The sequence below is a fragment of the Streptomyces sp. NPDC001292 genome (genome assembly GCF_042896465.1).
Taxonomy (GTDB): Bacteria; Actinomycetota; Actinomycetes; order Streptomycetales; family Streptomycetaceae; genus Streptomyces.
The window spans coordinates 53,392-74,153 of the sequence record NZ_JBIAXG010000041.1; the positions used below are offsets into that span (position 1 = coordinate 53,392).

Sequence of the window (20,762 nt, forward strand, 5' to 3'; positions counted from 1 at the left end):
GAGCCGAGACCCACGACGGTCCGCCCCGGACCCACGAGGCGGTCGTGGATCCGGGCGGGCCGTCGGCTCAGAGGCGCAGGGCGCCCGGGCGGCCCTCCAGTCGGCCGAGCAGATCGGCCAGGAGCGCGGCCAGGCCATCCCGTTCCTGCCTGGCCAGGCCGGACAGGACGGCCCGTTCGTAGGCGAGCTGTTCCGGCAGGATCCCGTCGACGAGGTCGCGTCCGGCGTCCGTGAGGCGGACGTGGGCGACCCGACGGTCACGGGTGTCGCCGCGGCGCTCCACCAGGCCGCGTTCGGTGAGCTGCTTCAGGCGCTTGGTGACGGCGGCCCCCGAGGAGAACGTCTCGCGTGTCAGTTCGCTCGGGGTGAGCTCGTCCCCGGTCCGCCGCAGCGCCCCGAGCAGGTCGAACTCGGGCCGGCTGAGGCCCGCCCGGCGCAGGGGCGCGTCCTCGGCCTGCTGGAGGAGGGCGGCGCAGCGGTTGATCCGGCCGATGATCTCCATCGGCGCGGTGTCCAGGTCGGGGTGGACCGCCCGCCACTGGCGGACCACGCCGGCGACGGTGTCGTCGCCCGGCTCGGTCCCCGTGGGCCGGGTCCGCTCGTGCGCCGCGTCACCGGTCGACGCCACGGCGACGGTGTCGTCGCCCGGCTCGGTCCCCGTGGGCCGGGTCCGCTCGTGCGCCGCGTCACCGGTCGACGCCTCCCCGTGGGCCGGCCGTCCGTTCCTCGCCGTCATGGCCGTACGTCCTCCGTCGTCTCGCCCGTGCTCGCCGGGGCGTCCAGACCCTGGCGTCGTATCGTCGCGGCGAGCGTACGGTGTGCGGACTGCTCGGTGAGCACGACCCGCTCCTGGGGCAGAGCGCGTTGCCACCACTCGCCGGACGCGGCGTCGGCGGTGGCGCGCAGGTCGACCAGCGCGGCGGCCAGGCTCCGTCGTGCGGACTCCAGGGCGCCGGGCGCGGGCCGCTCCTCGGCGAGCAGGCGGGCGGCCCCTTCACAGGCCCGGTCGACGGCGGCCAGGGCGTGCTCGATGCGGTCACCGGCCCGGCGGTTGGTGACGGCGACGGCGGCCACGAAGCCGACCAGCGCGCCGACGACGGTGTCCACGGCCCGCTCGGTGATCAGTTCGCCGGGCTCGTGGTACCCGGCGAATTCGACGATGAGCAGCGCCAGCGGGGTCACGCAGATGCTGCCGAGCCAGTAGTTGCGGCCCATCAGCGCCTCGGCGCCGAAGTTGAAGGCCATGCAGAGCAGGACGAGGGCCAGGTCACCGGCGTGCGCGAGCGGGGCGACGGCGGCGAAGACGAGGACGCCGACGAGGTTGCCGACGACACGCTGGACGCCCCGCTTCCAGGTGAGGGTCATGTTGGCCTGGTACAGGGAGGCGGCGGTGACCAGGGCCCAGTAGGGGCGGCCGATGCCGAGCGCGAGGGAGGCGTAGCCGGCGAGGGCGCAGCCCAGCGCGGTGCGTACCACGATGGGGGTGAGCGGGCCGAGCCGACTCCACCAGGGCCGGTGCGGGGCGGTGGTCTCGGCGTCCACGCCGAGCAGTTCGTCGGCGTCCGCCGCGGTCGCGCCGGCCTGCGGGATCGGCCCGGTCCCGCACAGTTCGCGGGCCCAGGTGCGCAGCCGCTCGGGGTCCGCGTCCGCCGGGGCTGCGAGCGCGACCTCGGCGCGCACCACGAGCCGCGCCAGGGCGCGCCGGGGAGCGGTACGGGCGCCGGTGGACAGCAGCGTCTGCCAGGCGGCCTGGACGGCGGCGGCCGCGGCGGCGCGGGTCCGGGTGCGGCCGTCGCCGGTGCCGCCGGTGGCGGCGTGGGCGGCGGCCGCGTTCAGCGCCTGCGCGGTGGCGCGGCGCTCCGGGCCGTGCGGGCGCAGCAGCCCGGGCGCCATGCCGACCAGCCAGGCCCAGGCCGCCGCGGCGAGGGCCAGCGCCACGTGGGCCGGGACCTGGCCGAGGGTCTGCGGGGCGAACAGGGAGGCGGAGCTGATGAAGGTGAGGACTACGTTGCCGGGCGGTCCGATGCGGGTGGCGTCGCACAGCGCCTTCTGCACGGCGGCCATCAGGGCGCCGACAGTGACCAGGACGACCGGGTCGGTGGTGAGGGATGCGGTGACCAGGGCGAGGGCGAGGCCGCCGGTCATGCCGAGGACCACCCACGCCAGGGGGCGGGCTCGTGCGGCGTAGGGGCGGTTGTGCGCGTACAGGGCGCACAGCGAGCCCGCCATCGTGTACATGGCCAGGTCGAGTCGGCCGAGCACGAGCAGGATGAGGTTGGGCAGGGCGACCGAGACGACGACGCTCAGGGCGGGCTTGAACCAGATGTCCGAGGGGCGGCCGAGCCGCAGCACGCCGGTGAGCGGAAGATGCCGGGCGATCCGGCTCAGGGAGGTGGGGGGCACACTGCTCATACCACAAGCTTAACAGGTGTTTTACTCGTAAAGCATCTCCGGAGCACGCCGCTCTCCCCCGCTCATGACGTGCTGTGCTTCGCCGAACGCGCCCCGTATACCTCCTTGCGCTCGTGTGCGCACCGCGCGCCTTGGGCATCGCTTGACCGACCGGCCGCCCGGCGGCGGCCGCGACCCGTCGAGCGGGGAGGTGGGGGGTGCACGGATCGGCTTCGTTCGGTTGGCTGCTGGTCGCGCTGTGCGCGGCGACCGGGACGTACTGCCTGCTGCGGATGCGCAGCACGGTCGAGGAGCAGCGCCGTGCCGCGGGCGGCGAGGCGCTCATGGGCTTCGGCATGGCCGCCATGGCCGTCCCTGCGGCGGTGTTCACACCGCCGGCGTGGGCCTGGTCGGCCTACGGGGCGGTCTTCGGAGCGACCGCGCTGCGCTCGCTGTGGTCGGCGCGGACGAGCCCGCACCATCTGCACCACCTGGTGGGCGCGGCGGCCATGGTCTACCTGTCCGTGGTGATGGCCGTCTCGCCCGGCGTCCATCATCACCTCGGGGCAGGTGTGCCGCCGCTCACCGGCGCGCTGCTGCTGTACTTCGCCGGATACGTCCTGCTGTCCGGCGTCCGGCTGGTCCCCGCCGGGGCGGGGGCCGTCAGCGGCGCTCGCGGCGGCACGGGGTGGGGCGACCGGCCGGAGCTGGCACGGGCGTGCCGGCTGTCGATGGGGATCGCGATGGTGGCGATGCTGCTGACCATGTGATCCGCCGGGACGGCGAGGCCGGCGCCACGGCGCCGTGGTCTGTGTCACTTCGCCGCGGAGCCGCACCCGCCGGGCTGTCGGCCGCTCATAGGGTGGCTCGCATGATGGTCCCCGCGGTCCTGCTGCTGCTCGGCGCCCTGACCGCCGTCGCCGCCCCTCGGCTGCTCGCCCGGGCCGACTGGCCGGACCGTGAACCGGTGCTCGCGCTGTGGGTGTGGCAGTGCGTGGTCACCGCGGTCCTGCTGTGCTGCGCGCTGTCGATGACGCTCAGCGCGGCCGCCGCCTGGCAGGCGGTGCGCGGCCATGTGTTCGCCCCGGCTCCGCGTTCGGTGGTGGAGGCCTACGCGTTCGGCACGGCCGACGCCTGGGCGCCGACGACCGCGGTGGCGCTCGCGTGCGGCGGGGCGTGGAGCGCGGCGATGCTGCTCCGCGAGGTGGTACGGGCCCGGGCGCGACGCAGGCTGCGACGCGCCGAACTCCTCGTCCGTGCTCCGCTGCTGCCCGGCGAGGAGCCCGGCACCGACCGGCTCGTGGTGCTGGAGGGCGAGCGGCCTGACGCCTGGTGGCTGCCCGGCCCGTCGCCCCGGCTGGTCATCACCACGGCCGCGTTGCGCCGGCTGAAGGGGCGGCAACTGGACGCCGTCCTCGCGCACGAGCAGGGCCACGCACGGGCCCGGCACGACTGGCTGCTGCACTGCTCCGCCGCGCTCGCCGGCGGCTTTCCGCAGGTGCCGGTGTTCGCCGCGTTCCGCGACGAGATGCACCGCCTGGTCGAACTCGCCGCCGACGACACGGCCTCACGCCGCTTCGGCCGCCTGACGACCGCCCTCGCCCTGGTCGGACTCAACGAGCACCGCGGTGTGTTCGGCCCCTGCCCCGCCGCCCAGGCGCACGTACCTCAGCGCGTACACCGCCTCCTCACTCCCCCGAACCGCCTCCCGGCCGCCCGCAGACTGCGCCTGACGGCGGTCGCGTCCCTCGTCCCGGTGATACCGGTCCTGGTGGCGGTGACACCCGGCCTGAGGGCGCTGGGCTAGGAACGGCACCCGTCCGCGCCCGGTGGCCGGGGCGTCCGGGGCTGGGCCATCATCGGACCATGGCTGCCGTGCTCTTCGACTTCTCCGGGACCCTCTTCCGCGTCGAGTCCTGCGAGTCCTGGCTGAGAGCCGTCCTCGACGAGGCCGAACTCACCCTTGAGGAGCGGGAGTTGGTCCGAACGGCACGCGCACTGGAGGAGGCCGGGGCGCTGCCGGGCGGGTCACCGCCGGTGCGAATGCCCGAGGAGGCGGCCCGCCTGTGGGAGAACCGGGACCACAGCGTCGCACTGCACCGGGCCACCTACACCGCCCTGTCCCGCCGAGTGCCGCTGCCCGACCCGGCGTTGCACGACGCGCTGTACGACCGGCACATGACACCGCCGGCCTGGGCCCCCTACCCGGACGCGGCCGAGGTGCTGCGCACGCTGCACGAGCGCGGGGTCGGCGTGGGCGTGGTGAGCAACATCGGCTGGGACCTGCGCCCCGTGTTCCGCGCCCACGGCCTCGACGCGTACGTGGACACCTACGCGCTGTCGTACGAGCACGGCGTCCAGAAGCCGGACCCGCGTCTGTTCGCCCTCGCCTGCGCGGCGCTCGGCGCCGAGCCGACGGACGTGCTGATGGTCGGCGACAGCCGCCACGCGGACGGCGGCGCGGCCGCCCTCGGCTGCGGCGTGCACTTCGTGGACCTCCTGCCGGTCACACGGCGGCCGGACGCGTTGCTGCCCGTCCTCGACCTGCTGGGCCGGATGGACTGAGCCACCACCGCACGGCCGCCCTCCCGACCCCGGCGACAGCCCCTCGACGGCGCCTGGCGCCGAACAAGCCCGCCCGCCTCGGACGATCCCCCGTTTCGCCCGAGACGGACGGCAGCGCGAACGGACCCCTGCCGGGGTCGGTCCGCTCGCGCTGAGTATAGTTGGCTGGCAGCCAGTCAACGCAGGAGTCACAGCATGTCCCCGCGAAGCGCCTCGGTCAATGAAGAGTTGCGACGGCGTTCCCGGGAGCGGCTTCTCCAGGCGGCGGTCGAGCTGGTCGGCGAGCACGGGTACGACGCGACGACGCTCGGCGCCATCGCCGACCGCGCCGGATCGGCGCGCGGCCTGGTCTCGTACTACTTCCCCGGCAAGCGCCAGCTGGTGCAGTCCGCCGTGCACCGGCTGATGCACCGCACGCTCCAGGAGGCGCTGGAGCGTGCGCCGCACTCCGAGGACGGCCGGGAGCGGCTGGCGCGGGCCATCGACGCGATCCTGGGTCTTGCCCGGGACCGGCCGGTGCTGATGCGCCAGCACATGGCGGGGATCCTGCACGAGGAGGGCTTCGTGCAGTGCCCGGAGCAGCAGCGCCTCTCCGAGCTGCTGCGGGACACGGTGGCCCGGCGCGGTTCACAGGATGTCGACGCCGACTACCCGATGCTGCGCGCCCTGCTGATGGGCGCCGTCTACGCCGCGCTGGTGCCCGGAGCGCCGATGCCGGTGCCGGTGCTGCGGGCCGAGCTGTTCGAGCGCTACCGGCTCGACTGGGACATGGGAGCGCCGCCGGAGGCGCAGCCGACCGGCGGGTCGTGCGACACCGACCTGTCCCGCTTCTTCGCGACCGGCCGGATCCCGGCGCCCCCGCCCGAGCGGTAGTCGGCGGCCGGCATACGGTTCGGGCCGCGACACGCGCGCGGTCCCGCGCCGCCTCCCTCCCCCGGCGGCCCGCTTGGTGCCATGCTGGAGCCATCAGCGATCTCCTGCGATCCACCAGCGATCCGTCGGGGTAAGGAGTTCCGCCGTGCTGCGTGTCGCCGTCATCGGATCGGGGCCGAGCGGGTGCTACACCGCTCAGGGCCTGGTCCAGCAGGACCCCTCGGTGCGCGTCGACGTCCTCGACCGGCTGCCGTGCCCGTACGGGCTCGTGCGCTACGGCGTGGCGCCGGACCACGAGAAGATCAAGTCCCTGCAGAACAACCTGCGGACGGTCCTGGAGCACGAGCGGGTCCGGTTCCTGGGCGGCGTCCAGGTCGGCGGCCCCGGCGGACTGCCCGCCGCTCGGCTGCGCGAGCTGTACCACGCGGTGGTGTACTGCGTGGGCGCCGCCACCGACCGCCGTCTGCACATCCCGGGCGAGGACCTGCCGGGCAGCTGGTCGGCGACCGAGTTCGTCTCCTGGTACAGCGCGCACCCCGACTCCGTGGACAGCGGTTTCGTGCGGGGCGCGCGGTCGGCCGTCGTCGTCGGCGTGGGCAACGTCGCCGTGGACGTCACGCGCATCCTGGCGCGCGGCGCGGCCGAGCTGAGCCCCACCGACATGCCCGAGGCGGCGCTCGCCGCGCTCGCCGCGAGCCGGGTGACCGAGATCCACATGGTGGGCCGGCGCGGTCCGTCGCAGGCCCGCTTCACCACCAAGGAGCTGCGCGAGCTGGGCGCCCTGCCGGACACCGACGTCGTCGTCGACCCGGAGGAGCTGGCGCTGGACCCGGCCTGCGCGGACCCCGCGGCGCTGCCCACCGCCCAGCGCCGCAACGTCGAGGTCCTGCGCGGCTGGGCCGCCACGCCGCCGAAGGGCGGCAGCCGCCGGATCCGGCTGCGCTTCTTCCTGCGCCCCGTCGAACTGCTCGCCGTGGACGGCCGCGTGGGTACGGTGCGGCTGGAGCGCACGGCACCGGACGGACACGGCGGCATCACCGGGACGGGGCGGTACGAGGACATCGCGGCCCAGCTGGTGCTGCGGTCGGTGGGCTACCACGGAGTTCCACTGGACGGGCTGCCGTTCGACGCGGACACCGGCACGGTGCCGCACCGGAACGGGCGCGTGCTCCGCGACGGTGCCGTCGCGCCGGGCGAGTACGTGGCCGGCTGGATCAAGCGGGGTCCCACGGGTGTCATCGGCACCAACCGGCCGTGCGCGAAGGAGACGGTGGCCTCGCTGCTCCAGGACGCGCCCGGGCTCGTCGGCAGGCAGGTGCCGGACGACAGCTACCCGGTGCTGCGTGCCGAGGGTGTCGAGCCCGTGCGGTGGGCGGGCTGGCAGGCCATCGAGCGGGCCGAGGCGGAACTCGGCGCCTCCCTCGGGCGCAGCGTGGTCAAGCTGCCGGACTGGGAGTCCCTGCGGGCGGCTGCCCGCACCACGGTGTCCTAGGTCCTACGAGCCGGTCCGGGACTCCCGCCCGAAACGCGCGTTCTCCTGTCCGGCGGCAGGAGAACGCACCTGAGAAGGCCCTGTTCTCGTATGTCGTGGAGAACTGGAACAGCGCGAACAAGGACCTCTTCTACGGCAAGGACGGCGACCTTGCCGGGCAGGACAAGGAGTCCCAGGAGGTGTCCATGCTCGCGCTGCACCTGATCCAGTCCGCCCTGGTCCACGTCAACACGCTACTGATGCAGCAGGTCCTCGCCGATCCGAAGTGGGCCGACACCCTTACCGACGCCGACCGGCGTGCGCTGTCCCCGCTGTTCTGACGCACGTGAATCCCTACGGCCGGTTCGAGTTGGACATGAACAGCCGCCTCGACCTGGACCTGACCGCCCGGGCGGTGACGGTGCCCGGCCCGCGCAACCCGCAGGGCGAAACTGCGGCGGCTTCCCGCGTGACCGGGCCCAAGCGCACGGTGGAGGCATGGCGGGGCGGATGCGCCGCTGCGCGCGCTGCTGGAAGCGAACCCCCGCTACCTGGACGCGGCCCGCCTCTCCCCGCTCAAGGACCGGCACATCAACCTTTCTGGGCCGGTACCTCTTCAACATCACTGCCAGCGGCCCAGGCCAGGGGCTACGGCCCTTTTGTGCCCCGGACGCGCCCGAGCACGGAGCGGTCCCCGAGCCCCGCACCCAAGCAGAGGTCCTCAAGTCACGCTGAGCTACTTGTCCCCTCGCCGTAGCTATACGAGAACAGGGCCGAGAAGACGGCGGGGTCGCCTCGGAACATGCCCGCGGGCATCCGTGAGCAGGCCCGGCCCCCGGTCCCGCCAGGCTCTGGCGGGACCGGGGGCCGCCGGCCGTCATCCCCCGGCCGTCAGTTCTCGGACGACCGCCGGACCGCTCTCCGGCAGCAGCCGTACGACGGTCTCCTCCAGGCGGGGCAGGACCCGCTGACCGGCCAGGGCCAGGGCGATCGCCGCGGCGACGCCGGACCAGGCCACCGGGCCGAGCGGGGTGCAGCCCAGGATCCGGCTGACGCCCGGGGTCTGGATCAGGGCGGCGAGGGCGAGGGCGGAGCCCAGGGACGTCACCCGGACCAGCGTGCTGTCCCGGCGGTCGAGCAGGGTCTGGGCGAGCTGGGTGCCGACCACACCGCACAGGGCCATCGTGCTGGAGCGGCGGGCGGTGCCGGGTGTCCAGCGGCCGATCATCCAGGCCGTGGCCGCGCCCAGACAGGTGGTCAGGGCGCGGTGGCGGATCTGCCGGATCAGCCCTTCGCCCAGGACGGAGCCCGCCGCGTCCTCCGGCGTCGCAGACCGCGCCTGCTCGGTGTCCTCCTTCGGGGTCACCGCCACGGCCATCGCCGGGAACAGGTCCGTGAACAGGTTCACCATGAGCATCTGCCGGGTGGACAACGGCGCGGTGCCCGACAGCAGCGTGCCGAACAGACCGAAGCCGATCTCGCCCGCGTTGCCGCCGATCAGGATGGCGATGGCGTCGGCGACGCTGTGCCACAGGGCGCGGCCCTCGCCGATCGCATCGATCAGGACCGTCAGATCGTCGTCGGTCAGGACGATGTCGGCCGCGTTGCGCGCGGCCGCGGAACCGCGGGCGCTGATGCCCACGCCGATGTCGGCGGCGCGGATCGCCGCGGCGTCGTTGGCGCCGTCGCCGACCATGCCGACCACTCGGCCGGCGTCCCGCAGCGCCTCGACGACCTGGAGCTTCTGCTCCGGTGCGACCCGGGCGACGACTCCGGCGTCGCGCAGCATCCGGGCGCGGGCCGTCCTGTCCGCGGCGGCGAGTTCGTCCCCGGTGACCACCGGGGTGTCCTTCGGCCAGCCCAGTTCGGTGGCGATGGCCCGGGCGGTCTGCGGGTGGTCGCCGGTGAGCATGACCGGCCGTACGCCCTCTTCGTACAGTCCCCTCACGAGCGCCATGGACGTATCGCGCGGCACGTCCGACAGTGCCAGCAGCCCGATGAACTCCAGTTCTTCAAGCGTCCGTTCGAGTGCGTCCTCCTCGCTCTCGTGCTCGTCGAGCCGCCGCTGCGCCACCGCCAGCACCCGCAGTCCGTCGCCGGCCAGGGCGTGGGAGGTGGCGATGGCGTGGGCCGGGAGGCCGGGGCAGGCGGGCAGCACCGTCTCGGGGGCGCCCTTGACCACGAGCAGGCGGGGGCCGTCCGCGACCCGGCCGACTGCGGCCGCGTATCCGCGGGCGGCCTCGAAGCCGAGGTCTTCCAGCTCCACCCAGTCCGGGTCGGGACCGGCCGCGTCGAGGACGGCCTCGTCGGTGGCGTGCACCGGCCGGTCCGAGTCGCCGTTGAGACGCGGACAGGCCCGCGCCGCGGACCTCAGTGTCCGTGCGGAGGCCTCGTCGCCCACCACGTGGACCTCACCGTCGGCGTCGGACGCCCGCACCACACGCAGCCGGTTCTCGGTGAGAGTGCCGGTCTTGTCGAAACAGATGGTGTCCATCCGGCCCAGCGCCTCCAGCGTGCGCGGGGTGCGGACCAGGACACCGTCGCGGCTGAGGCGCCGGGCCGCAGCCAGCTGCGCCACGGTGGCGACCAGGGGCAGGCCCTCCGGGACGGCGGCCACGGCGACGGCCACGCCGCCGCTGACCGCCTCGCGGACGGAGGTGCCGCGCAGCAGCGCGATACCGGTCACCGCGGCGCCGCCCGCCAGCGTCAGCGGCAGTGCCTTGCGGGTGAGCTCCTGAAGCCTGCCCTGCACGCCCGCGGACGGGGGCGTACGGGCGGCGAGGTGCACGGCGCGAGCGGCCTCGGTGCGGTCGCCGGTGTCGACCACGACGGCCCGGGCCTCCCCGGCCACCACGGTCGTACCCTCGAAGACCATGCAGCTGCGCTCCGCGACCGCGGCGTGCGGGGTCGGGTCGGTCTGCTTCTCCACCGGAAGCGACTCCCCGGTCAGCGCGGACTCGTCGACCTCCAGGCCGTCCTCCCACAGCAGCCGGGCGTCGGCGGGCACCACCTCGTCGCCCTTCAGCTCGATCACGTCGCCCGGCTTGAGCTTCCCGGCGTCGACCGTGACGGTGGCGCCGGCCGGGGCCTGCGAGTCCGGGGGCGCGATACGCGCCTTCCGCTTCTGCTCGGCGATCAGGCCGGACAGGGCACGTTCGGCGCGCAGCCGCTGGAATCCGCCGACCAGGGCGTTCAGGTCGAGGGCGCCGACCACGAGGAGAGCGTCCACCACGGAGCCGAGGATCGCCGAAGCCGCCGAGCCGACGGCCAGGACCGGGGTGAGGGGGTCACGCAGTTCGCCGCGCACGGCCTGCCCCAGCTGGTACGTCCAGCGGACCGGGGCGAGGACGGGGTGCCCTACGACGTCGGCGACCGCCTTGCGGACCTGGGCGGCGGCCCACTCGTACGGGGTGCGCCGGCCGGCCGCTTCGTGGCCCAGCCGCTCCTGGGCCTCCTTCGCGTCGAGTTCGTGCCAGTGGACGCGCGGTCGCGGGTGCGGGGCGTGCGCCGCCGCCACGGCGAAGGCGGCGCGCGTCCCGGACAGCAGGGCGGCGGCCGCGGCGGCGTCGACCGGCGCGTGCCGCAGCCCGGGCAGGATGGCACGGCGGCCGCGGCCGCCCTTGGACTCGCCGATGGCCACGAGCAGCCCGGACAGCGCGGCGCCGGACCGGGCCAGGGTCTGCGCCCGGTGGCCGGTCCTCCGGGCCGCCGGGACGGCCGTCAATACCCGCCACACGTCGGACAGGCCGTGCAGGGCGAGGATGTCCGCGCCCCAGACGACGGCGGCGTCGCCGTCCACGAGGGCGAGGGCGAGGTCGCTGCCGCGCAGTCCGGCCAGCACGTCGTGGTCGTCGGCGGAGCGCATCCGGGCGACGGTGAGCACCGTGCCCTCCTCGCCGCGCAGCCCGTACACCACGTCGTCCAGGGGCCGCCGGGCGTCCACGACCTGGTCGGCGAGGCCGGTGAGGTCCTCCAGGGCCGGATCGTCCACCAGGACCACCCGCAGTCCGGCCCGGCGTGCCGCGTCCAGGACCGGTTCGGTCCACGGGTCCGCCTCCCCCTCCTCGGTGCGCAGCGCGCTCGAGTGCAGGACGACGGTGCCGGCCATCTCCAGTTGCCGCAGCCGCTCCGGGGTGCGGACCAGCACGCCGGTCCGGGCGAGCAGGCTGCCGAGCACGGCGTGGAAGACGGCGGGTCCGTAGCGCGCGGCCTTGGGCGAACCGGCGAGCACCGCCTCGGCCGCCTCGGCCCCGTTGTGCTTGACCAGCATCGTCAGCGCCGCGCCCACCAGACTGCCGGCGGAGGCGTGGTTGGCGTACTCCTGGGCCGGTGTGATGCGCAGCGGCGGGCGCGGGGTGTCGTCCGCGGCGACGCTGACGCGGTCGGGCGCGCACAACTGGTCGTGCAGCGCGTCGAAGGCGGCCGTGCGGGCCATCGTGTCGGCCAGTTGTGAGGCGCGCAGCGCGCCGTCCAGGACCAGCGAGGTGGGGGTCTGGCCGGTGCCGTGGGCGGCCGCGTTCGCGCAGGCGAGCAGGAGGTCCATACGGGACCTGCCCAGCCGGGCGCTCAGCCCGGCACGGAAGCGCGGGTTCTCCCGCAGCAGCGTCACCACGGCGGTCACCATGCGCGGCGAGGGCGGCAGGCGCAGCGCGTAGGAGGTCAGTGCGACTCCGATGCCCACCACGTCGGCGGCGAGCGCGGCCGCAGCCGTGCGCACCCCGTCCGGGTCCCCCGGATGTGTGATCTCCTCCGGGTCGTCGCCGTCCAGGACGAGCCCTTGCCGGGCCGCGAGGTCGGCCGCGTGGTCCACGACCTCGTCGGTGAACTCCTCCTCCTTCACGGTGACGACCAGCCGCCCGAGACCCTCGTCCCAGCACGCGAAGAGCACGTCGGGCCGCTCGGCGAGTGTGGCGGCGATGTGCCGGGCCAGATGCGCCTTCCCGCCCGCACGCAGCACCTTCTCGGGGTCCGGCGAACGCAGCGACAGGTGTGCCCGGGTGCCGGATCGCCAGTGGCGGTCCGTGCCGGGCAGTGCGTTGGAGGCGACGCGCGCGACCCGCGCGGCGGCGTCCGCGCCGCGTACGCCGGCCCGTGCCGTTCCGGCCACCGCGCCCGCGGCGGCCCCGACCGCCGGCGCGGCAGCCCGGGTCACCAGGCGGGCAGCGGACGACGGCGCAGTCAGCAGTCCGAGCATCATGACACCTCCTCAGCGGGAGGTGCGGTCGGGCCGCGACGTCGGGCCGAGGGGTCCGGTGGCCGCCACCTGCCCCTGCGAGGACTTGCCCCGGCCGGCCGCGGACGCCCCGCTTTTCGCCGGTCCGTCGGGCCCGGTGTCCGTGTCCGGCGCGGACGCCTGCTCCCCGGGACCGGTGCCGGCCTCCTGCACCGTCTCCCTGGCAGCCGTGCCGCGCTTCTTCGCGGGCTCGCGGGCCGCGATGGCGACGGCCGGTGGCGGTTCCGGTGCCAGTGTCCGTGTCTGTTCCTCGTCGCCGGCGGTCCGTTCGGGTCGGGGCTGGGTGAGCCAGGCCACGGCCGCGCCGGTGAGCGCCACCGGCCACTCCACCACCCCGGCCACACCGAGCACTCCGGCTCCCGTGTACACCGCGAGCCGCCGCCCGCGCGGCGAGACGGCGCCGACCTTGTCCAGCGCCCCCTGCGCGGCCCGGCCCACCGTCTCGGCGCCCGGCACCCTCCGCAGCACCGAGGCCGCCCCGTGCAGCGGCGCCGCAAGGGCGGACGACGACTTCTGCTCAGCCATGACTCTCCTCGCCTGGGATGAGATCGACTCCTCGTGCCCACCGGGTGCCCACAACCCTGCTGGTCACCCCGTCCCTCTCAGAGAACGCCACCGCCCGCGTCCGCGCCACCGGGCTCCGCCGTTCGCCACTGGCCGCGTTGCGGCCGGAACGCGGACCGGCATCCTGCCCCCAGCACCGGCGGGGTGCCGGTCGGTGGCGGCTCACCCGCGCAGGAAGGTGGCGGCTCACCCCCGCGCCGGAAGCGAACCACTCCGGGAAACGGCACCGGCGCGACTCCCGCGCACCTGCGGCCACAGGTGCACCCGCCGCGCCGAACACCCCAGCCGAAAGGCCCACAGCCGCCCCGCCCAAAAGGCCGACGCCCATCAGACCAACGGCGGAGCTGTCCCGCTGCCACGTCGGACGCGGCGGGACATGCCCAACGGCAACGGCACCGGCAAGGACCCCGCCCGTACAGGCGCACCCGGCGCACCGAGCACCCGGCCGGAAGGCCGACAGGCACTCGCTCCAAAAGGCCGACGCCCGGCAGCCCGACGGCGGATCCCTCAGTGCGGAACAGTCCTGCGGGGACGGCACCGGCGAGGACCCGTAACCCTGCGGGTTGGGGTGCAGCCAGTCCCCGGCGTGGAGGTCGGGCCGCAGTCGGCTCGGGACCGCGGGGTCGCGGACCGCGCGGTCGAAGTCGACCAGCGCGTCGAAGTGTCCGCTCGCCCGGATCCAGGCGCCGACCGCCTGCCGGGACTTCTCCCGCAGGCCCGCCGGGTCGTCGCAGGAGTCGTTGCCGCCGAACGGCAGCAGGGTGGCGCCGTGGCGCGGATGCCCTGGGCATGGGCGCGCACCACGATCTGCTGGTGGGCGGCTATCGGGTCCTCGATGACCTGGCGCTGGGCGGCCGGGGAGGCGTCGGCGGTGCCGATGTCGTTGACGCCTTCGAAGACGATCAGCCAGGCGACGCCGCTGCGCGAGAGGATGTCGCGGTCGAGGCGGGCGAGGACGTTGGGGCCGAGGCCGTCGTTCAGGACGCGGTTGCCCCCGGCGGCCTGGTGTCGGACATCACCTAGAAGTGATCCCGACGCGGTGAGCGCGGTCGCGCGCGGCGTTCCCCAGGGCGCCGCGCGCGACCGCCGCCGTCCGCTCACCGCCTCGCGCGTGTGAGCATCTGCTCGGTCAACTCCCTCCGGCGGTCGCTGTACGCGGTGCGCAGTGCCGGGCCCGGCCAGCCCGCGGGCAGCAGGGGCGCGGGCAGAACGGGGTCGGCCAGCAGGTGCCGTACGACGGCCGCGAGGGCGGTGAAGCGGTCGGCCGGCCGGTCCGTGCCCGCGACCAGGGCGAGCAGCACGCGGGCGGTCGCCGCCCAGTCGTCGACCGGCCACAGGCGCGCGGCCAGGTCGGCGGCGGGTTCCTCGGGCCGGGCGGTGAAACGCCGGACCACCGGGGACAGTTCGCCCGGCCAGGGGCGGCGCAGGTTGGCGGGGCGCAGCCAGACGCCCTCCCGGAGTTCGGCGAGCCGGAGAGCCGTCAACCGGGCGCGCAGCTCGGCGCGTTCGGCGGGCTCGCGGCCGGTCGCCGTCACGACGGCCATCTCCCACTCCCCGTCCCAGGGGCGTGTCTCGGGCTGCACGGCCGCGTCCTGGCGCCGCTGGCGCTCCAGCAGCCGGTCGCTGAGGCCGTGGACGGTGTCGGAGCGTCGCAGGTCTCCGGCGGCCACCATCCGGCTCAGGGCCGCACGCAGGGTGGATCCGCCGATCCCGAAGGGTTCGACCGCCCGTACGAGGTCCTTCACCGGCAGTTCGGGCGGATGCGTGCCCAGCAGCAGGCTCAGGACGACCGACCGCGCGGACAGCGGGCGCAGCCCGGCCCCTGCGGGCCCCTGGGAGGCGTTCATGGTCACGTACTGTACGGACATCCAGGCATGTTGCACTATTGCTGCGACCGCAGGCAGAGTGCAACATGGACGGCATGGCCTCGACACTCGCGCACGAGCAGCAGGAACGACAGGCACTGCGGGAACGGCAGGAGCAGCAGGTGCGGCAGGACGGGGAGGCGCCGCTCGAACCGCGGCCCCGACCGCACGGGGAGGACGCCACGCAGGCTGTCACCAACCAGGCCCCTCCCCTGGCGCCCTACGACGCGTCCGACGACGCGGCGCTGCTGGAGGGCCTGCGCCGGGAGGGCGCCGGCTGGGCCGAGGAGGACCTGCGACGGCTCGGGGCGCTGGCCGGGAGCGTTGAGGCGCAGGAGTGGGCCGAGCAGGCCAACCGGCACGAGCCCGAACTGCGCACCCACGACCGCTACGGCAACCGGATCGACGAGGTCGACTTCCACCCCGCCTGGCACCACCTGATGCGGACGGCGGTCGCCGAGGGTCTGGCCGGCGCGCCCTGGGCGGACGAGCGGCCCGGCGCGCATGTGGCCCGCAGCGCCGGTGGCCTGGTGTGGGGGCACACGGACGCGGGGCACGGCTGTCCGACGTCGATGACGTACGCCGCCGTACCCGCCCTGCGCGCCCAGCCGGAACTGGCCGCCGTCTACGAACCGCTGCTGACCAGCCGGGTGTACGAGCCCGGACTGCGGCTGGCGGCCGAGAAGCAGGGCCTGCTGGCGGGCATGGGGATGACCGAGAAGCAGGGTGGTTCGGACGTACGGACGAACACCACCACGGCCACGCCGACCGCGGAGCCCGGGGTGTACACCCTGCGCGGGCACAAGTGGTTCACCTCGGCGCCCATGTGCGACGTCTTCCTGGTGCTCGCCCAGGCTCCGGGCGGACTGTCCTGCTTCCTGGTGCCGCGCGTCCTGCCCGACGGCAGCCGCAACACCTTCCGCATCCAGAGGCTCAAGGACAAGCTGGGCAACCGGTCCAACGCCTCCTCCGAGCCGGAGTTCGACGAGACGGTGGCCTGGCTGGTCGGACCCGAGGGGCGGGGCGTCAAGACCATCATCGAGATGGTCAACTGCACGCGCCTGGACTGCGTGATGATGTCGGCGGCGCTCATGCGCAAGACACTCGTCGAGGCGGGCCACCACGTACGGCACCGCGGCGCCTTCGGAGCGCTGCTCATCGACCAGCCGCTCATGCGGAACGTGCTGGCCGACCTGGCGCTGGAGTCCGAGGCCGCGACGACGCTCACGCTGCGGCTGGCCGGTGCGGCCGACCGGGCGGTGCGCGCGGCCGGCGGGGGCGGCGAGGCCGCGTTCCGGAGGATCGCGACCGCGGTCGGCAAGTTCTGGGTCACCAAGCGGGGGCCCGCCTTCACGGCGGAGGCCCTGGAGTGCCTGGGCGGCAACGGGTACGTCGAGGAGTCCGGGATGCCCCGGCACTACCGGGAGGCGCCGCTGCTGTCGATCTGGGAGGGCTCGGGGAACGTCAACGCGCTGGACGTCCTGCGGGCGCTCGGCCGGGAGCCCGGCGCGGCGGAGGCGCTGTTCGCCGAACTCGCCCTGGCGCGGGGCGCCGACGCCCGCCTGGACGCGGCCGTGACCCGGCTCAAGGCCGGTCTGGGCGAGGCGTCCCCGGTCGGCGCCCGCCGCCTGGTCGAGCTCATGGCCCTGACCTTGCAGGCCTCCCTGCTCGTCCGGCACGCCCCGCCCGCCGTCGCCGACGCCTTCTGCGCGACCCGGCTGGGCGGCGACTGGGGCCACTCCTTCGGCACGCTGCCGGACAGCGCGGACCTCGACGCGATCCTGGAACGGTCACTTCCGGGTTAGGGGCCGTGCCGGGCATCACCAGGCACCAGCACTCGGCCCCATCACACCCCGGTACCGGTACCCCGTCCCGTCCGGCGCCGTCCTCCGGGCCGGGGCGGTCACCAGGTCTCGCGGCTCCACAGGGGGCCGAAGCGGGCCCATTCGGTGCCCCACTGGTCCAAGCGGCGGCGTTCCAGCCGGGCGCGCAGGAAATGGCTGGTGACGAAGGGGACGGCGGCGGCGCCCATTCCCACCGGGCCGCCGGACTTCACGGCCCGCGCGCGGGCCCGGGCGGGCGTGGCCGGTCCGGTCACCAGCCGTCCGCGGGAGTCGGTCCACACGGTGACCGGGGTGCCGACGGCGCTGCCGGGCCATACCCGGGCCCAGCCGGTGCGCGTGGTGCCGTCCGGGATGGTCCAGCGCACCTTTCCCCACACCCGGAGGGTCGTGCTGGGAACCTCGCCGGTCCCGGCGGACGAGCCGGGCGCCTGCCCGGTCACCCGTGCGACCGTGGGCGTCCGTGCGGAGGGTTCCAGGGCCGTGGCGTGTTCCGCGCCCTGGGCCGCCGTCCATCCGGCGAGCACCCCGGCGAGAACTCCGAGCACCCAGGTGCCGAGCACGACCCAGGTCTCCACCGTGTCGGAGCGGCGTTTGAGCGGATTGCGGCGCCACCGCCACAACCACGCCTTCGGACCACGGAACGCCATCGACGGCATCCTCCTCACGAGCGCACGGACCCGCCGGACCGCCCTCCCGTACGGCGGAGGGCTCCCCGATGCTCACGCCGGGTTCCCCGCCCCGGCCCTCCCATGGGTGCCGCGCCCCGGTCGTCCCCTGACTCCGGCCGGCACGACCGGGCGCCCTTTCCCAGCCATGCCGCTGTGACCTGCGACGACGCGGATCCGGAGATGAGTGTCAGTGGTGGGGTGCAAACTGGCCGGTGTCCGGGACAAAGAGGTCCGGACGAAGACCTCGCGGAGGTGATCGGCATGACCGAGGTACTGCTCGCCGTGGGCACGCGCAAGGGCCTGTTCATCGGGCGGCGGCGGAACGGCGTCTGGGAGTTCGACGACAGTCCCCACTTCAACGCGCAGGCCGTGTACTCGGTCGCGATCGACGTCCGCGGCTCCGTCCCACGGCTGCTGGCCGGCGGGGACAGCGCGCACTGGGGCCCGTCGGTGTTCCGCTCCGACGACCTGGGCCGCACCTGGACCGAACCGGCCCGGCCCGCCGTGAGGTTCCCCAAGGACACCGGCGCCTCGCTGGAGCGGGTGTGGCAGTTGCACCCGGCCGCCGCCGAACCCGACGTGGTCTACGCGGGCACGGAACCGGCCGCGCTGTACCGCTCCGAGGACCGCGGCGAGAGCTTCGAGCTGGTCCGCCCGCTGTGGGAGCACCCCACACGGTCGAAGTGGGTGCCGGGCGGCGGCGGTGAGGGCCTGCACACCGTGGTGACGGACCGCCGCGACCCGCAGGCGGTCACGGTCGCCGTGTCCACCGCCGGGGTGTTCCGCACGGCCGACGGCGGAGTGAGCTGGACGCCGTCCAACTCCGGGGTGTCCGCCGTGTTCCTGCCGGACCCGAACCCGGAGTTCGGCCAGTGCGTGCACAAGGTCGCGCAGGACGCGGAGAACCTCGACCGGCTGTACCTGCAGAACCACTGGGGCGTGTACCGCAGCGACGACGGCGGCGCGCACTGGACGGACATCGGCGAGGGCCTGCCGTCGACGTTCGGCTTCGCCGCGGCCGCCCACCCGCACCGCGGCGGCACCGCGTACGTCTTCCCCATCAACGCGGACGCGGACCGGGTGCCCGCCGACCGCCGCTGCCGTGTGTTCCGCACCGCGGACGCGGGCCGGAGCTGGGAGCCGCTCGCGGCGGGTCTGCCGCGGGAGGACCATTACGGCACGGTGCTGCGCGACGCTCTGTGCACCGACGACGCGGACCCGGCCGGCGTCTACTTCGGCAATCGCAACGGCGAGGTGTACGCGTCGGCGGACGACGGCGACAGCTGGCGGCAACTGGCCTCGCATCTGCCCGACGTGCTCTGCGTGCGGGCGGCGGTCATCGGCTGAGAAGGGCGCCTATTCCTTCAGGCCCACCGCCCCGACGGCGTGGCCCTGGTCGCGAGTGATGTCCGCCGCGCCGGGGTCCGGGCGCCAGTCGGCGGACCGGACCAGGCCCGGCTCGACCAGACTCAGCCCCTGGAGAAAACGGCCGATGTGCTCGGGCGAGCGCAGGTGGTACGAGTTGGCGGACTGCGCGTTGTAGGCCGTGATGGCCGACTTCAGCTTGTCACTGGTGTCGGTGCCGTCGCTGAAGGCCACATAGCTGCCGCGTGGCAGAGCGTCGATCAGCTCGGCCACGATCCGCTCGGGCCCCTCCTCGTCCGGGACCTGCCCGATGATGCCGAGCAGGATCAGGCCGATGGGCTGGTCGAAGTCCAGCGTCTGGGCCGCCTGAGTGAGGATCTTCTGCGGATCGCGCACATCGGCGTCGAGGTAGGCGCACTCGCCTTCGGGCGTGCTGCGCAGCAACGCGTCGGCGTGGACGAGGACGATGGGGTCGTTGTCCACATAGACGATCTTGCTGTCGGGCGCGATGCTCTGGGCGACCTCGTGGGTGTTGTTCGCGGTGGGCAGCCCGGTGCCGATGTCGAGGAACTGGCGGATTCCGGCCTCGCCCGCCAGGAACCGCACCGCCCGCACCAGGAAGCTCCGTTGCTGACGTGCGATGGCCGCGATCTCGGGGAACATCCGCAGGATCACGTCGCCGGTCTCGCTGTCCACCGGGTAGTGGTCCTTGCCGCCGAGCAGGTAGTTCCACACGCGCGCGGAGTGGGGTCGATCGGTCTGCAGTCTGCCGTCCCAGTCGCTTCGATCAGTCATGGGGAGAGCATCGCACACGGGGGCCGCCGGCATGATCAACTCCCTTGCCGACGGCCACCATTGTCAGCCGCCCCGGCCTGCGGCCTGGAACTGGCCTTTCCGGCAGAGCCGTTGACTTCGGCAGGGCTGCTCGCCGACCGCCCGGCGCAGGGTCTTTCGTTCGGATCGGGCCGGATCAGGGAGCGGGGTCTGGTGCCCGGTACAACTACCACCGACCCCACACCGGCATCCGCGGCCGAACCCCAGCCGGCCGACTCACCAACCTGCCGGGACGGCGCACCTAGGGCAGTCTCCAGTCCACCGGCTCGGCTCCCTGCCGCTGGAGGAGGTCGTTGGCCCGGCTGAACGGGCGCGAGCCGAAGAAGCCGCGGTCCGCGGACATCGGCGAAGGGTGCGCCGACTCGATCGCCGGATACTCGCCGAGCAGCGGGCGCAGGTTGCGCGCGTCCCGCCCCCACAGGATCGACACCAGCGGCCGCTCCCGCGCGACGAGGGCGCGGATGGCCTGCTCGGTGACCTCCTCCCAGCCCTTGCCCCGGTGGGCGCCCGGCTTGCGCGGGGCCGTGGTGAGCGCCCTGTTGAGCAGCAGCACGCCCTGCCGGGTCCACGGGGTCAGATCACCGTTGGAGGGCCTGGGCAGGCCGAGATCCGAGTTCAGCTCCCGGTAGATGTTCTCCAGGCTGCCCGGCAGCGACCGCACCTCCGGCGAGACCGCGAAGCTCAGGCCGATCGCCATCCCCGGCGTCGGATAGGGATCCTGACCCACGATCAGGACCCTTACGTCGTCGAAGGGTTGCTGGAACGCCCGCAGGACGTTCGCTCCCGCCGGGAGATACGTCCGGCCGGCCGCGACCTCGGCGCGAAGGAAGTCGCCCATGCCCGCGATACGCCCGGCCACCGGTTCCAGGGCCTTCGCCCAGCCGGCCTCTACAAGTTCATGCAACGGTCGTGGTGCCACGCCGCGTCACTCTAGCGGCCCACACCGACAACCCGTGCCCGCGGACCGGCCCTGCCGGGGGAGCGTCCGTGGGCGCTAGGAGCGTGGGTCAGTAACGGGCAATTGGCCGGTCGGTCGTGATCGGTGTGATTGATTGCGGTCGGGCGGCGGGCCCGGGGTCCCGACCTGCC

At 74.4% G+C, this 20,762-nt stretch carries 16 protein-coding genes and 1 pseudogene; 8 read left to right on the top strand and 9 right to left on the bottom strand.

What is annotated here, in order from left to right; translation table 11 throughout:
* Positions 1–67 precede the first annotated feature (67 nt).
* Both ACFY4A_RS32720 and ACFY4A_RS32725 read right to left on the bottom strand, forming a co-directional pair.
* A complete protein-coding gene (locus ACFY4A_RS32720; protein ID WP_390832949.1) occupies positions 68–736 on the bottom strand; it encodes a MarR family winged helix-turn-helix transcriptional regulator in 669 nt (222 codons plus the stop codon).
* The gene (locus tag ACFY4A_RS32725; RefSeq protein ID WP_390832950.1) at positions 733–2,412 is read right to left on the bottom strand and encodes an FUSC family protein; all 1,680 of its coding nucleotides are present in this window, start codon (positions 2,410–2,412) and stop codon (positions 733–735) included. The genes ACFY4A_RS32720 and ACFY4A_RS32725 overlap by 4 nt, the downstream gene beginning before the upstream one ends.
* A gap of 197 nt (positions 2,413–2,609) precedes the next feature.
* Here ACFY4A_RS32725 and ACFY4A_RS32730 point away from each other — a divergent pair, with 197 nt between their 5' ends.
* The 6 genes from ACFY4A_RS32730 to ACFY4A_RS32755 all read left to right on the top strand — a co-directional run bounded on the left by ACFY4A_RS32730 (position 2,610) and on the right by ACFY4A_RS32755 (position 7,641).
* Positions 2,610–3,161 carry a DUF5134 domain-containing protein gene (locus ACFY4A_RS32730; RefSeq protein WP_390832951.1) on the top strand — a complete coding sequence of 184 codons (552 nt, stop codon included), beginning with the start codon at positions 2,610–2,612 and terminating at the stop codon, positions 3,159–3,161.
* A gap of 101 nt (positions 3,162–3,262) precedes the next feature.
* A complete protein-coding gene (locus ACFY4A_RS32735; RefSeq protein WP_390832952.1) occupies positions 3,263–4,198 on the top strand; it encodes a M56 family metallopeptidase in 936 nt (311 codons plus the stop codon).
* A gap of 59 nt (positions 4,199–4,257) precedes the next feature.
* Entirely contained in the window at positions 4,258–4,956 is a 699-nt protein-coding gene (locus ACFY4A_RS32740; RefSeq protein WP_390832953.1) for an HAD family hydrolase, read from the top strand.
* Between the two features lie 195 nt (positions 4,957–5,151).
* Positions 5,152–5,829 carry a TetR/AcrR family transcriptional regulator gene (locus ACFY4A_RS32745; RefSeq protein ID WP_390832954.1) on the top strand — a complete coding sequence of 226 codons (678 nt, stop codon included), beginning with the start codon at positions 5,152–5,154 and terminating at the stop codon, positions 5,827–5,829.
* A 145-nt stretch (positions 5,830–5,974) separates the two neighbouring features.
* The gene (locus tag ACFY4A_RS32750; RefSeq protein WP_390832955.1) at positions 5,975–7,321 is read left to right on the top strand and encodes an FAD-dependent oxidoreductase; all 1,347 of its coding nucleotides are present in this window, start codon (positions 5,975–5,977) and stop codon (positions 7,319–7,321) included.
* Between the two features lie 95 nt (positions 7,322–7,416).
* The gene (locus ACFY4A_RS32755; RefSeq protein ID WP_390832956.1) at positions 7,417–7,641 is read left to right on the top strand and encodes a Tn3 family transposase; all 225 of its coding nucleotides are present in this window, start codon (positions 7,417–7,419) and stop codon (positions 7,639–7,641) included.
* 536 nt (positions 7,642–8,177) lie between these two features.
* Here the strand turns inward: ACFY4A_RS32755 and ACFY4A_RS32760 are convergent.
* From ACFY4A_RS32760 to ACFY4A_RS32775, 4 genes and pseudogenes are all read right to left on the bottom strand, one after another.
* Positions 8,178–12,497 carry an HAD-IC family P-type ATPase gene (locus ACFY4A_RS32760; protein WP_390832958.1) on the bottom strand — a complete coding sequence of 1,440 codons (4,320 nt, stop codon included), beginning with the start codon at positions 12,495–12,497 and terminating at the stop codon, positions 8,178–8,180.
* Between the two features lie 9 nt (positions 12,498–12,506).
* Positions 12,507–13,058: a hypothetical protein gene (locus ACFY4A_RS32765; protein ID WP_390832959.1), complete on the bottom strand. Its 552-nt coding sequence runs from the start codon at positions 13,056–13,058 to the stop codon at positions 12,507–12,509.
* 551 nt (positions 13,059–13,609) lie between these two features.
* A pseudogene (locus ACFY4A_RS32770) lies at positions 13,610–14,111 on the bottom strand (GDSL-type esterase/lipase family protein); the annotation flags it as partial.
* Positions 14,112–14,194: 83 nt separating this feature from the next.
* Positions 14,195–14,965, bottom strand: coding sequence for a PaaX family transcriptional regulator C-terminal domain-containing protein (locus ACFY4A_RS32775; RefSeq protein ID WP_390832960.1), 771 nt, complete (start codon positions 14,963–14,965; stop codon positions 14,195–14,197).
* Positions 14,966–15,018: 53 nt separating this feature from the next.
* On the opposite strand from ACFY4A_RS32775, the gene ACFY4A_RS32780 reads away from it, so the two are divergent.
* Entirely contained in the window at positions 15,019–16,767 is a 1,749-nt protein-coding gene (locus tag ACFY4A_RS32780) for an acyl-CoA dehydrogenase family protein (RefSeq protein WP_390832961.1), read from the top strand.
* A 98-nt stretch (positions 16,768–16,865) separates the two neighbouring features.
* On the opposite strand, the gene ACFY4A_RS32785 is transcribed toward ACFY4A_RS32780, so the two are convergent.
* Positions 16,866–17,453, bottom strand: a complete 588-nt coding sequence (locus ACFY4A_RS32785) for a hypothetical protein (RefSeq protein ID WP_390832962.1) — start codon at positions 17,451–17,453, stop codon at positions 16,866–16,868.
* Positions 17,454–17,735: 282 nt separating this feature from the next.
* Between ACFY4A_RS32785 and ACFY4A_RS32790 the strand changes: the two genes are divergently transcribed.
* Positions 17,736–18,821, top strand: a complete 1,086-nt coding sequence (locus ACFY4A_RS32790) for a WD40/YVTN/BNR-like repeat-containing protein (RefSeq protein WP_390832964.1) — start codon at positions 17,736–17,738, stop codon at positions 18,819–18,821.
* Between the two features lie 9 nt (positions 18,822–18,830).
* Here ACFY4A_RS32790 and ACFY4A_RS32795 read toward each other — a convergent pair whose 3' ends face one another.
* Positions 18,831–19,634, bottom strand: a complete 804-nt coding sequence (locus tag ACFY4A_RS32795; RefSeq protein WP_390832965.1) for an SAM-dependent methyltransferase — start codon at positions 19,632–19,634, stop codon at positions 18,831–18,833.
* Positions 19,635–19,914: 280 nt separating this feature from the next.
* On the bottom strand, positions 19,915–20,592 hold the full coding sequence (locus tag ACFY4A_RS32800; protein ID WP_358732794.1) for a uracil-DNA glycosylase: 678 nt from the start codon (positions 20,590–20,592) through the stop codon (positions 19,915–19,917).
* Positions 20,593–20,762: the final 170 nt, after the last annotated feature.